Below are 13,850 nucleotides of genomic sequence, written 5' to 3' on the forward strand. Positions count from 1 at the left end.
TTCGCCTGTCCCATACCAAGACCTTCACTGTTCAATAGCTTTAAAATCTGTACCACTTATCCTGCATGGCTTAGAGCTTTTCTTAGTGCCATTCCTATGTAGTACCCTTATACCTACTCTCCACTTACCACTAATCTCAACAAAGTAGCAAATAGCTGTTAGTTACTGAGATTGGCAGTCAGCTACTTGAGAATAAACATTACAGGAAATGACTCAGCAATTGCAAAGAATTCTCAAAAATTTTTCACTAAGTACAGCCCACCTTAACAATTCAAAATTAAAGACATTTTCAGACGGGGATTTAAACCCTGACTGAAACTGACTGGAGGCGGAGTGGCTCCGACTTTGCGCTACGTGTATGGTTGGGATCTTAAACCCCTTGATTTACGATAAAAAAGGTTTGGAATTCGATTTTCTGTAGGTTGGGGAGCCACTGCGTTGGACGGGTTTCCCGGCTTAAAGCAAGTGGCGTTTGAGGAACGAAACCCAACATCCCTGCGTTTGTTGGGTTGAGCAGAGGAAAACCCAACAAAGAGTTAGTATTTTCAACCCCTTTTTGCGGTGAGGTGTACTAAGGGAGTTAATAGATACAGTAGACCAAGAAGCTTTGCGATGCCTGCGGCAAGCGTAGCCATCGCTCTGTAGATTTTTTCTTTTAAAGACTATTGTCTAATTAAAACAGATGAAATTCTGCGATCGCTCTCGGAAAATTTTTGTTTTCATGTCCTGGGTGGCTGAGTTTAATCAAAGCAAAACGCTGTAAAGGCGTTAAATCTGCCCAATTTTGCTGTGTTAGAGTTACACCTATTTCCTGAGCTTTTTCCTGAAGGCTAGCTGGTACAGTGGCAGAGTCTAACCATGCCGGATGAGGCTCAATGGGCAATTTTGTGGTTGGTATACCTGTGCGTTGTATGATTAATTGCTCGATATACTCGCGGTAAGACTGAATTTCCGTTTTTGTAGTGCAAGGTAATTCGACTAAAGCTTGACGCTCATCTATCGTCATTTGATTCCAATCAGACAATTTTAGCTTGATGCCACAGGTATCTAATTTACAACGCACCTGCATGGGGATGCAACGCAGGGAATCAACAAAGTCTGCTTCAAATTGAAAGAAATCTGTCATAAGAAGTATTCAAAATTCGAGCATTTAAAATTAAGGGTTTTTAACCATCGATCACTTTTTATATCTAAGTTACATAAATTATGAATTAAAAACAATATTTAACTAGTGATCGCACATTAATTATTTGTCCAAAATACAGTTTAGGCTAATTTTAAATATTAAGTATACTATATTATTGGCAATATTTTTATCTTCACCTATATTTAACTACATTTATGCCTGAAAACAGCTGATTAGGTCTTTATTTTTAACGTCAATTTTTAGAATTACTTAGACGAATTATTAAATAACTAATTGAGAGGGCAAGAATAGCCATTCCTAAACCAATTATATCAATACCTGGGACTTTTTCTAAGTCAAGAATAATAATTTTTCTGGCAACTGCAATTAAAGATGTAACAATAACTAATTCAACTTGAAAAACGTGTTTTCGTAAATAAGCTGTAATGTTCTCTAAAATTTCTAAAGCAATTAAAATATTCAAAAATAGTCCAAAAATTTTATATAACGTTGTGTTAAACTTTGCATAAGGTGCTGTAAATAACTCTTTAAAAATAAATATTCCTAAATCTCCGATCGCTACCAAGATCACCATTACCATAAAAATAGATAAAGCTTTAGAAACCAGCACTTCTATGTTTTCGATAATGTGCATGAAGTTCTCATCTTTGGTAGTTACTAAAATTTGCCTTAGTAGCTTTTTCATAATGCTGCACCTGATTCTTAAATAAAATAAAATCCTTTAGATTTATCTAAAGGATTAAAAAAAGAGGACTTGCCAAATCTTTGTAAGTTTTTTATTCTTTATCCATAGCTAAAATCGACGCTAGTAAAACCTCTTATTACGAGAAATTTAACCTCTTTAAATATAGTAATTGGTAACAGCCAAAATCAGATAGTCATAAAAAATGATAATAACTATTGACTATTGATTATTGACGAAATTACCTATTGCTGGTTATAAATTATCTTTTGAGCGGTACACTTAGGAGCTTACGATTGTGAGGACTGGAGTTGATAATCTTTGATGGTAACTTCTACAGAAATTGGTATCAGCTGCACAGCACAGGCTTTTAATTCTGGTTGCAGCGAATCGGGGCAAGATTCTGGATGGGTGAGGGCGTTGGCTTCAGCATTATCTGCCCACAATGAACCCCAGTGCATAGGGACAAAAACTGTACCAGGGGCGATCGCTTTTGTCACTTTCGCCGGAAACTTAGCCTTACCCCGACGCGATCGCACTTCTATATACATACTATCGACAATACCTAACTGAGCAGCATCGCGGGGATGAATTTCGATAAACGGTTCAGGATGCATTTTGCAAATTTTTTCAATCCGACCGGTGCGTGTCTGCGTATGCCAGTGTCCGTAAAGTCGCCCAGTAGTTAGCACAAACGGATAATCTGGGTCTGGTGGTTCTGCCAATCCTTTTGAGTAATATGCCCCAAATCGAGCGCGTCCATCAGGGGTGTGGAAGCGCAAGTTAGTGTATAGTCTTTTGCCAGAGCGATTAACAGACGCTTCTTTCCCCGCTTCCCCTGCTCCTGTGCTCCCCCTGCTCTCTTCAGGATGAGGCCATTGAGTCGGGCCTTGTATCTGTAATTGCGCGTGACTGATACCTGTCATCTCGCAGGGGCGATTTTTAGTTAGTTTGACAAACTCAGCGTAAACTTCCGCAGAGTTTGCAAAGGCAAATTCTTTCTCAAAACCTAATCTACGTCCAACTTCAGCAAAAATTTCCCAATCTGCTTTCGCTTCTCTTGGTGGTTGGCGGAATGCTGAACACAGAGTTACCATCCGTTCGGAGTTTGTCATCACACCAGTTTTTTCACCCCACTGGGCTGCTGGTAGCAGAACATGAGCGTAAGCAGAGGTTTCTGTAGGATAATATGCATCTTGGTAAATAGTGAAAGGCGATCGCAACAACGCCTTTTTAGTCCGCTCTAAATCTGGCATACTCACAGCTGGGTTGGTAGCTGCAATCCAGAGTAACTCTACAACGCCATCTTCTAACCCAGTAATCATGTCCCAAGCAGTTAAACCGGGATTGGGCGAGATTTTTCCTGACTTGAGTCCCCAAAACTCCTCAACTTCTGCACGGTGCTGGGGATTTCTCAGCGTCCGATAACCGGGTAATAAATGCGCCAAACCTCCGGCTTCCCGTCCTCCCATCGCGTTGGGCTGACCGGTGAGGGAAAAAGGGCCAGCCCCAGGTTTGCCAATCTGTCCAGTCATCAGGTGCAGATTAATGATAGTTCTGACCTTAGCTGTCCCTTCTGACGATTGATTCACACCCATTGACCACAAAGACAATACTCGCTGTGATTCACCCCAGTAGCGAGCTGCTGTTTCTAAATCTTCAATACTGATTTCACATTGACGAGCCACCACTTCTGGTGGATAGTGGCGAATCACTTCAGCATAAGCGGGGAAGTTACTGGTACAGTCGTCCATAAACATGGTATCGATGTAGTTCCAGCGCATCAACAAGTGGGCGATGCCGTTTAACAAGTCGATATCTGTACCGGGACGAATGGCTAAATGTAAATCAGCGGCTTCTGCGGTTGGTGTGCGACGGGGATCGACCACAATCATTTTGACTTTGCGGTTCTTTTTGTGATATTTCTCTAGGCGGTTAAAAACGATGGGGTGACATTCGGCTGTATTAGTACCAATTAAAAATGCACAGTCAGTTAACTCTAAATCTTCGTAAGAGCAAGGCGGGCCATCTGAGCCAAAGCTTTGAATGTACCCAGCCACAGCACTAGACATACATAAACGAGAATTGGCATCAAAATTATTAGTACCCAGACAGCCTTTCATGAGTTTTTGGGCTATGTAATAATCTTCAGTTTGAAACTGACCAGAACCATACATACATAAAGCTTCTGGCCCTTGGGTGAAGCGGATAGTTTGAATGCGTTTGGCGATCAGATCAAAAGCTTCATCCCAACTAACGCGCCGAAACTCTTGATCTAAAGAGTCTCGCACCATTGGGTAATGTAATCTATTTTTATCTAAAGATTCTGCGATCGTTGCGCCTTTGACGCAAACCATTCCTTGACTAGATGGATGGGCTTTATCACCGCGCACCCGCCAAGTTGGAGTTCCTTGGCTATCTCGATTAGTTGCTTTGCCAAGTTGGGCTGGAGGTGAAACTTCTAATCCACAGCCAACACCACAGTAGGGGCAGAGGGTTTTGGTAAATTCACTCATGGCGGTTGTACCATTTTGTTATTTTGATTGTGCAACCTCAGATGCAGCGCCAGTTTGGGAAATTTATATGTTGCACGCTAATCCTGGATCAAAGATATCCATACGGTTCACTTAAAGATATGTAAGTTGGGTTTAGCTTCTCTGATCCCAAAATTAAAGGCTAATTGTTGAGTTTCTTCCTCAACCCAACTTACTACTGCGTAAAGTGGATTAATTTTTGCAGGTCAATGCATAGGTATTGCAGGTTGATGCATTGGTATTGCAGGTCGATGCATTGGCATTGTAGATGAAAAGATACTGTAGGCAAGCGGGGAGAGGAGACTTTGATGTAAATCAAAAACGGGGTGGGATTCTTATTTTTGATTTATGCAAGAAGTTTATTCTTCCGCTAAAAAGGTAGAGTTTTTAGTTGTGGTTTCTAGTAATTCACCTTCATAAGCAGCGGCAAAAGAGCCTTTTGGTTCTTTGAGGAAGAAGGCACACATGAAAGCACAGACTAAAGCAGCTAAACCCATTGTGCTAAATAGAGTTGGAGCGTCGGTTAAGCTAAAAATTGTCAGGTAAACTACGCCGCCAAAATTACCGTAAGCTCCTACATTCCCAGCAATTTGTCCAGTGGCTTCCTTTTTAATTAGGGGGACGATGCTGTAAGTTGCACCGCAACCAGCTTGGGCAAAGTAAGCGGCAAACATTGTAACTGCGATCGCTACCGGAATCGGCCAGCTACTACTAATAAAATGTGCCATTAAATAACTAACGCCAATACCAGCGCTGATTATTGTCATTGTCCACTTACGGGAGTTAAATTTATCAGAAATTAAACCACCACTAGGACGAGAAACCAAATTTAAAAAAGGATAGGTAGCAGCAATCATTCCAGCGACAACATGCTCTAAAGCAAAGGTTTTTTCAAAAAATGCCGGGAGCATAGAAACGGCTGCTAGTTCGCTGCCAAAGTTAGTTATGTAAGTGAATTCGAGTAAAGCTACTTGACCAAATTGGAAACGTTCAGATGGAGCGTAAGTTTTGTTGCCAATTAGAAGTTCTCGGTTTACTTCCCAAGCTTTATAACTTTGGTAAGCAAATAATCCTGCTAATAGCAACCAAGCCAGATACATTTGGCTCAAAGTTAGGAAATGAATGTTCTTTTGTTCCAAACGCCAAGCTAGTAAACCCAAGGCGAAAATCAAACCAAAATTTGAGACAATCATCGCCCAGAAGCTTTTAATACTGGTGACTTCTAAAGCTCCATTTTTCTTAGGTTTCTTATAGACTTTACCTGTGGGCGTATCTTGGACACTGTTGTAATAAATTACGCCGTAGATGGCTGCAATGATCCCTGTAAGTGCGATCGCAAATCGCCAGTTAGAAGCACCACCAGCGAAAAAGCTCGTAGAAACTGCAAGTATCGGTAAAGCAAACTCTGCGCCAAAAGCTCCAAAGTTGCCCCAACCGCCATAAATACCTTGGGCAATTCCTATTTCCTTGGGCTGGAACCATTCCGCCACCATACGGATACCCACAACAAACCCAGATCCGACAATTCCCATCAGCAAACGACTGATGACTAATTGATTAAAATCTTGTGCTAGCGCCGTCGCCAAACAGGGAATAACCGTAAACATCAGCAGCATTGAATAGGTGATTCTGGGGCCAAAACGATCCAGAAGCATCCCAATAATTAGGCGTGCAGGAATTGTGAGGGCGAGGTTACAGATGCCTAAAGTTTTAATTTGCTCTGGTGCTAGATGTAGTTCTCTGCCAATGGTTGTAGCGAAAGGTGCAAAGTTAAACCAACAAACAAACGTGAGAAAGAAGGCAAACCAAGTCTGATGTAAGATGCGGTAGCGATCGCTAAATGAAAATAAGTTTTTAAGCATTCTAATCTTTCTAATTGAATAAAATACGCAGAAGATGAGCCTTTGAACTCGGAAGTTGCACCTTTGAACTCGGAGGTTGAGCCTTTGATCTTGAAGGTTGAGCCTTTGAACTCGGAAGTTGCACCTTTTAGCTGGGAAGTTGAGCCTTTTATCCCGGAAGTTGCACCTTTTAGCTCGGAAGTTGAGCCTTTGAACTCGGAAGTTGCACCTTTTAGCTCGGAAGTTGCACCTTTTAGCTGGGAAGTTGAGCCTTTTATCCCGGAAGTTGCACCTTTTAGCTGGGAAGTTGAGCCTTTTATCCCGGAAGTTGCACCTTTTAAGCTTGAAGTATGAGTTTTGACCCATGCCCTTCAGGAGTGCTGTTAGCGATAGCGGGGCGTTTAGCCCGTACTCAGTGCTAAGTGGGGAATCTCACTTAATTTCCTCAGAACTCAGAACTCGGAACTCGGAACTGTTTTGCCCAATCAGTTACTAACTAGTAGGGCTTCCTGCTTAAGTTTTGCCCCAAAGTTTTTGATTAGTAAGTCTTGCAGTATTGGCTGCAAGTCTTCGCATGGTATGCCTTTGGTGACGCAAGTTCCTAAATGAGCATCTTTGCCGACTTTGCCACCCATATATATGTCAACGCCTTCCAAGGTTTTGCCATTTTTGCGAGTTTTAGTTCCCATCAAGCCGATGTCTGCAACTTGGGGTTGTCCGCAGGAATTGGGGCAACCTGTCCAGTGAATTCGCACTGATTTGGTGAAGGTTAATTCTTCTTCTAAGGCTTTAATCATTGCCAGAGCGCGGTTTTTGGTTTCGATGAGGGCAAAGTTGCAAAATTGTGCGCCTGTGCAAGATACTAGCGATCGCGTCAGCAAACCAGGGTCAATCGAAAATCTTTCTAGCAACGTTTCTGTTAAAAATGTTGCTAAATGCGAGTCAGCTATATTGGGGATAACAATGTTTTGCTCAACTGTGAAACGAATTTCGCTAGTGCCGTAAACTTCTGCTAGACGAGCGACTTCAAACATATCTTCGGCATACAACCGACCGACAGGAATGTGCAAGCCTACGTAATTTAATCCTGCTTGTTTTTGTTTATATACCCCTATGTGGTCGCGTTTTTCCCAGTCGATTTCGTCTTTAGCCGCTGCGGGTATTAATGATTTACCCAAACGGCTTTCCACTTCTACTCGAAACTTATCTAAACCCCATTCATCAATAAGCCACATCAGGCGGGATTTTTGCCGATTAGCGCGTAAGCCGTGGTCGCGATAAACTTCCAAAACGGCTCTACATACAGCTACCACATCTTCTGGAGCCACCCAAGCATTCAAAGGAATCGCCGCCTCACAGCGTTTAGCTGAGAAAAAACCACCGACGAGGACGTTAAAGCCGAATATTTGTTGATAAGAATGGGTAGAAGGGAAACTTTGCTCCTCTGCTCCCCTCCTCCTATCCTCCCCTGCTTCCTTAAATGCTGGCACAAAAGCCAAATCGTTTATTTCAGCGTGAACTGAATTGTCTCGTCCACCTGCGATCGCAATATTAAACTTCCGTGGTAAGTTGCTAAATTCTGGGTTCCCTTTGCCTTTGTTGGTGAGCATATCTTGAATTTGTTGTACCAACTCTCGCGTGTCGTACAACTCATCTGCATCTAACCCCGCCACAGGATCACCTGTGATATTGCGGACGTTATCCATCCCTGACTGAACGCTGGTTAAACCAACTGCGTCAAATCTATTAAAGATATCTGGTAAATCTTCAATTCTAATTCCCCGTAATTGGATATTCTGTCTGGTAGTAATATCAGCGCAACCATCATCTCCGTAACGCTGCACCACTTGGGCCAAAACACGCATCTGACTGCTGCTGAGAATACCGTTAGGCATCCGCAACCGCATCATAAACTTACCTGGGGTAACTGGCCGAAAAAACACGCCTACCCATTTGAGTCGATGATCGCGATCTGTTTCGTTCATTGCCTCCCAACCCAGAGTGGCAAATTTCTCTATCTCACTCTTGATGGCGAGTCCATCTTTTTCTGCTTTTAATTTCTCGAACTTATTGAGGCTAGTAGTAGTTGCTGTGTCTGTCATGAGGCTGAATCTCGTTGCAAATTACTGATACAATCGGCAAATGTGGTCGTAATTGCCCAATATCAATCAATCCGTAGTACATCAGGTGCTGTATCTACGAGGGCTAGGGAATAAAAACTTAATATTTAATTACGGCTGATTATTTTTGCTCAAGAGCATTCCAACGTGAAACTTCAAATCCGTGGTTAGTTAAGGAAAACTTGTGGTCATTTACATCTTGGAAATTCGTCAAGCAGGTTTAGATAATGTTCATGTAACAATTTCGATACTCATAACTTAAGATGAGATTTTTGTTAAAATCGTATAAATTGTTACGTTTTTTGGTAATAATTACCAAAAAACGCATAAATACTATGTATTTTTTACATTAAAGTCACAAATGAACGATGTAGAACCCTTAATCAACGGTATTTGAGAAGACTGAAGCAATTTTGGATAGCCATAAATTAGTCTAAAATCCAAAATTGAGTAGCAGATGTTAGCTAAAACTTAGATATTATTTCAGCAGTTATGAAACGTCGTGATTTTATTAATTGGGTTGGTTTGGGTTGGATTGCGAGTTCTCTACCTGTAGCGATCGCAGCTTGTTCTTCTCAAACAACTCCAGTATCTAAAGATTGGCAAACAGTAGGTACATCAGCAGAATTAGATAAAACAGGTCAATTGCTGGCAAAAAACTCACCTGCTGGGACTGTGCTGGTAGTCGGCACATCTAAAGCCGGAAATCTAACTGCTGTTGATCCTACATGTACTCATGCAGGTTGTCCTGTAGCATGGAAAGCTGATGCGAAAAAATTTGCTTGTCCCTGTCATGGTTCGGAATATGGAGCCGATGGTAAAGTACAAAAAGGCCCAGCGACAAACCCCCTGAAAACTTACACCGCCAAGATTGAGGGTAATTCGGTTGTAGTCAAGCCAAGTTAAACAATACAATTCAGGGTATCGTGAGTAATATCAACCAGCTTTTGGTACAAGCCCAGACAGCATACAATGCAGCTGATTGGTCATCACTAATTCAATATTTACAACAATTAATTTTAGGGACAGATTCTAAACATCCAGAGATAGTTGAAAATCGAGAATATCTGCTGAAATTAACACTTTCCATGTTAGAGATGGGAGATTTTCAACAACGCTGGGAAATCACCAAGGTGTTGACTCACTTGGGAAATATTGCCATTCCACCACTCATTGAGATATTAGCAGACGAAGATGCAGAGGAAGAATTACGCTGGTATGCAGCACGAACTTTAGGCGAATTTCAGCACCCAGAAGCGATCGCACCCTTAGTTGAATTGTTGAAAACTAATGAGGATGAAGAACTCAAAGCGATCGCAGCGACAGCACTGGGGCAAATGGGTACTGTTGCTATTACTTTACTAACTGAACTTTTATTAGATGAAAATACACGATTGTTAGCAGTGCGATCGCTTTGTTGTATTCGCCAACCAGAAACCATCACACCGCTGTTGAGTGTAGTGCAAGATCCGCAAGTAACAATCCGCGCCGCTGCAATTGAAGCCCTCAGCAGTTTTCATGACGAACGCGTATCACCAGTATTGTTAAAAGCTTTGGATGATATAGCCGCCACAGTCAGGCGTGCAGCAGTGCTTGGCTTAGGTTTTCGCCCTGACTTATATCAAACATTAGATTTAGTAACCAGACTGCAACCCAAACTTTACGACTTTAACCTTGATGTTTGTTGTGCAGCAGCAGTTACCCTTTCTCGCATAGGTAGTGATGATGCTGCTAAATACTTATTTGATTTACTGATTTCACTCCAGACACCGATAACACTGCAATTAGAAACCATCCGTGCTTTAAGTTGGGTGGGGACGTTATCTAGTTTGGAATATTTGCAAACAGCACTGAATCAAAGTAGATCAGAAACAGTATGGCAAGAAATTGTCACCGTTTTTGGACGAGTCCAAAAACCGCAGTTAACTACACCAGCCGCAGAAATTTTACTGCAAATACTACGATCGCAGCATCCAGCCACAGAGATTGTCAGTATCAAAAGTGCGATCGCCTTGTCTTTAGGACAGTTAGGCGAAATGCAAGCCATTGAACCATTGATTTCGCTGTTAGGCGATTCTAACGTATCGGTGAGACTACATGCGATCGCTGCACTGAAAAATCTGGATGGGGAAGCCACACATCAACAATTGCAGCAGTTAGCAAATAATGATGCAATCACACCAGATTTAAAACAAGGAATAGCGATCGCTTTAGCCGAATGGTAAATTTTAGTCTCAACTTTTAATTGCGTAGCATCTCGTTGGCGCAGCCTCTCGTAGAGAAAAAAGGACTAAAGTCCTTATTATAAACCTTTAATAATTTCACCATCCTATTTAACTGACAATAAAAGTATTCCTTTAGTCTAAAGTAAGACACTCCTAGAGTATGAAGTTATAAGTTTTCAGGTGAAATAGTATTGTGAAGTCTTCTATATAGAGTCTCAATCGATAGCAGCATCTGGCTGTTTAAAGTTTTTAGTTCATTTATATCCAAATAACTAAAGACTAATCTTAATAAAGGAATTATATTTATGAAATGAAAATCCTGTTTAACTTAGCGATCGCTCTACTTAGATAAGTCGGTTTATTTAACATGCAAACTCTAAAATACTCTACGCTTATAGACTAACTTAACTTCAATACCAACAAATTAATTCTTGCGATATAAGTAGTTTTACTCTTATGGTAGAAGTTTGGTGATAAACTAACACTTATATTACTTAATAGCAGCAAAAAAATTCCCAAGGACGATAGGATAGATAGAAGTTATCATATTTAATTCCTATTTTGAATATGTAACTTTGTCCATAGGTTCTTGCATAAGGAATTAATTACTGAATCTATGGTTTATTTTGCTTGCTTAATCTGAATAAGAGGAAGTTGTAGTATTTTCAAATCATTTCAGATTTACCATAAAAAGCTAACTAAAATACCCCTCAACTTTTTCTATGTCAAAATTTAGCTAATTTTTCAGTAGATTGACGAGACAATATCGCTTTTGAAAATCAATCAACCACAAAAATCTAGAACATAAAAGGAACCATAAGCATGAAGCCTTTCAAATTATCTAAAGCTGTTTTAGCTACTGTCTTTGCCATCAGTTTTGCTTCTGTATCTTTACCTCCTTTAGTTTCTGCCCAAAGTGGAGGTTCCGGCGGCGGAGGCTCAGGCAGCGGAGGCTCTGGTGGTAGCGCAGGTTCAGGTGCAGGTGCTGGAAGCACAGGTGCTGGTGGAAGTACAGGCACTGGAAGCACAGGTACTAGTGGAAGCACAGGCATTGGTGGAAGCACAGGTACTAGTGGCACAACAGGAACTGGAAGTACAGGAACTGGTGGCACAACAGGAACTGGAAGTACAGGAACTGGAAGTACAGGAACTGGTGGCACAACAGGAACTGGAAGTACAGGAACTGGTGGCACAACAGGAACTGGAAGTACAGGAACTGGTGGCACAACAGGAACTGGAAGTACAGGAACTGGTGGCACAACAGGAACTGGAAGTACAGGCACTGATTCCACAACAGGAACTGGTGGAACCACAGGAACTGGAGGTACAGGCACTGATTCCACAACAGGTACTGGTGGAACCACAGGAACTGGTGGCACAACAGGAACTGGAAGTACAGGCACTGATTCCACAACAGGTACTGGAGTTACAGGCGGTGGTGGTACAACAGGTAGTGGAGCTTCAGGTACTGATTCTACAACAGGTACTGGTGGAACCACAGGAACTGGTGGCACAACAGGCACTGATTCCACAACAGGTACTGGAACTACAGGCACGGGCACTGATGCCACAGGTACTAACACAAATACAGGCGTCGCAGCTTCCGAACGAACTAGTGATCGCGGTTTTGATTGGGGTTGGCTAGGTTTGCTTGGTCTAGCTGGTTTAGTAGGACTACGTAATCGCGAAGGGAAAGTCCGCGCTTATAGCGATCCTGATGAAGTCACAGGTTCTCGCTCCATAAAATAGCATTCACAACAATCTAGGAGGGTGCAGCCGTATGTGCCCTCCGTATCTCTTGCAAATCCGATGCGATCGCAGCCGTATTTGTAAGTTGTACAAAATTTTGTCTTGCTCAGACCTGATAGCGTTTTTTAATAAGAGTTAGGTTAAACTATACTTCACCCCCAAACCCTTTTTAAACTCACAAAGAAGGCTTGGGGGTGAAGATTTTGATATTGATTACTTCATCCACTTGCAAACTACTATATAATCCGTCGTGTAATACGATCGAGTGAACTACTCATAGTTGGCTACGGCTGTATCAGCTTCTGTGATCGCAGCAGAGCGCCTCAGAACCATACCGTTAAAAATATTATCTAAAAATTTATATTTTTCAGCAGAAAATAGTTAATTATTTTTTTGGCTAAATTTACTGAAAAAATCGGCGCAGAGCGCATAATTGACGACAAAGGCAGGAAAATCTGATTTATTTAAATGTAAATCAGATAAAAAACCTGTAACAAATTTTACTAAATTGTGGATAAAAATCCGTTAACTTTATAAAACTGATAAATGTAATTCAGGCTACATATAAAATGCGCCTAGAGCAGTTGCAAGCCTTTTTAGCGATCGCCCAAACCGGCAGCTTTCAACAAGCAGCGCGAACATCTGGAGTTACTCAATCGACGATTAGTCGCCAAATCCAAGCATTAGAAGCAGATTTAGGGATAGAACTGTTTCACAGAACTAGTCATGCCAAACTGACGCTAGGAGGTGAACGTTTGTTACCCCGCGTCCGCAAAATTTGCCAAGAGTGGCAGACTGCGACAGAAGAATTAGCCGATTTAATCGCCGGAAAGCAACTGGAACTTTGTATAGCCGTGATTCACTCTCTGTGTGGATCTTACTTACCACCAGTGTTGCAAAAATTTTGTCATGATTATCCAGATGTGCAATTGCGCGTGACTTCATTGGGAAGCGATCGCGCCTTAAAAGTCCTCAAAGATGGATTGGTGGATTTAGCAATTGTGATGAATAATCGCTTTTTAACCACCAGTAGAGAAATGGTGGTAGAAGTACTTTATGATGAACCTATAGAAGTTTTAACCGCAGCCAATCATCCCCTAACCCAATATGAGTTTGTCCCTTGGTCGGAGCTCATTCGTTATCCCCAAGTGGTTTTTAAAGATGGCTATGGGATGCAGCGTTTAATCCAAGATAGATTTGAGCGAATGGAGACTACACTCCAGTCGGTTTTAGAGGTAAATACCCTAGATGCCTTCCGAGGAGTAGTGCGTCAAGGAGAACTGATAGCTTTACTACCTCAATCAGCATTACTGGAAGCTCGTTTTGACCCAACCCTGGCGATTCGTTCCTTAGCCAGCAATAATACTAGTGGTTTAGCAGATGGTTCGAGTTTGACTCGTCGAGTAGTTATGGTGACAACTCAAGACCGTCTACAAATTCCCCCCATCAAGCACTTTTGGCAACTAGTGCAAGAAAATATCCCATTGCAAATTGACCAGGAGCGATCGGCTTCTTAAGCGTTATTAGTCATTATTCAAGAGTCTTTAATTTC

10 protein-coding genes are annotated in these 13,850 nt (G+C 41.7%); 5 read left to right on the plus strand and 5 right to left on the minus strand.

Annotation, left to right across the window (positions count from 1 at the left end; genetic code table 11):
• Nucleotides 1-673: 673 nt before the first annotated feature.
• From V7K89_RS04895 to V7K89_RS04910, 4 genes are all read right to left on the minus strand, one after another.
• Nucleotides 674-1,126, minus strand: a complete 453-nt coding sequence (locus tag V7K89_RS04895) for a nitrate reductase associated protein (protein WP_335184874.1) — start codon at nucleotides 1,124-1,126, stop codon at nucleotides 674-676.
• Nucleotides 1,127-1,379: 253 nt separating this feature from the next.
• Nucleotides 1,380-1,832 carry a phosphate-starvation-inducible PsiE family protein gene (locus V7K89_RS04900; protein ID WP_335184876.1) on the minus strand — a complete coding sequence of 151 codons (453 nt, stop codon included), beginning with the start codon at nucleotides 1,830-1,832 and terminating at the stop codon, nucleotides 1,380-1,382.
• 287 nt (nucleotides 1,833-2,119) lie between these two features.
• On the minus strand, nucleotides 2,120-4,345 hold the full coding sequence (locus V7K89_RS04905) for a molybdopterin oxidoreductase family protein (protein ID WP_335184878.1): 2,226 nt from the start codon (nucleotides 4,343-4,345) through the stop codon (nucleotides 2,120-2,122).
• Between the two features lie 377 nt (nucleotides 4,346-4,722).
• Nucleotides 4,723-6,225 (minus strand): NarK family nitrate/nitrite MFS transporter, encoded by a 1,503-nt coding sequence (locus V7K89_RS04910; RefSeq protein ID WP_335184880.1) that lies wholly within the window; start codon nucleotides 6,223-6,225, stop codon nucleotides 4,723-4,725.
• 42 nt (nucleotides 6,226-6,267) lie between these two features.
• On the opposite strand from V7K89_RS04910, the gene V7K89_RS04915 reads away from it, so the two are divergent.
• Nucleotides 6,268-6,558 (plus strand): hypothetical protein, encoded by a 291-nt coding sequence (locus V7K89_RS04915; RefSeq protein WP_335184882.1) that lies wholly within the window; start codon nucleotides 6,268-6,270, stop codon nucleotides 6,556-6,558.
• Between the two features lie 131 nt (nucleotides 6,559-6,689).
• Here V7K89_RS04915 and V7K89_RS04920 read toward each other — a convergent pair whose 3' ends face one another.
• Nucleotides 6,690-8,306, minus strand: coding sequence for a ferredoxin--nitrite reductase (locus V7K89_RS04920; RefSeq protein WP_335184884.1), 1,617 nt, complete (start codon nucleotides 8,304-8,306; stop codon nucleotides 6,690-6,692).
• A 510-nt stretch (nucleotides 8,307-8,816) separates the two neighbouring features.
• On the opposite strand from V7K89_RS04920, the gene V7K89_RS04925 reads away from it, so the two are divergent.
• The 4 genes from V7K89_RS04925 (at nucleotide 8,817) to V7K89_RS04940 (ending at nucleotide 13,815) form a co-directional block, all read left to right on the plus strand.
• Nucleotides 8,817-9,230 carry a QcrA and Rieske domain-containing protein gene (locus V7K89_RS04925; protein WP_335184886.1) on the plus strand — a complete coding sequence of 138 codons (414 nt, stop codon included), beginning with the start codon at nucleotides 8,817-8,819 and terminating at the stop codon, nucleotides 9,228-9,230.
• 17 nt (nucleotides 9,231-9,247) lie between these two features.
• Nucleotides 9,248-10,549 carry a HEAT repeat domain-containing protein gene (locus V7K89_RS04930; RefSeq protein ID WP_335184929.1) on the plus strand — a complete coding sequence of 434 codons (1,302 nt, stop codon included), beginning with the start codon at nucleotides 9,248-9,250 and terminating at the stop codon, nucleotides 10,547-10,549.
• Nucleotides 10,550-11,371: 822 nt separating this feature from the next.
• Nucleotides 11,372-12,298 carry a WGxxGxxG-CTERM domain-containing protein gene (locus V7K89_RS04935; protein ID WP_335184888.1) on the plus strand — a complete coding sequence of 309 codons (927 nt, stop codon included), beginning with the start codon at nucleotides 11,372-11,374 and terminating at the stop codon, nucleotides 12,296-12,298.
• A 569-nt stretch (nucleotides 12,299-12,867) separates the two neighbouring features.
• Nucleotides 12,868-13,815 carry a LysR family transcriptional regulator gene (locus V7K89_RS04940; RefSeq protein WP_335184890.1) on the plus strand — a complete coding sequence of 316 codons (948 nt, stop codon included), beginning with the start codon at nucleotides 12,868-12,870 and terminating at the stop codon, nucleotides 13,813-13,815.
• Nucleotides 13,816-13,850 lie beyond the last annotated feature (35 nt).

The sequence above is a fragment of the Nostoc sp. genome, from assembly GCF_036917515.1.
GTDB lineage: Bacteria > Cyanobacteriota > Cyanobacteriia > Cyanobacteriales > Nostocaceae > Nostoc.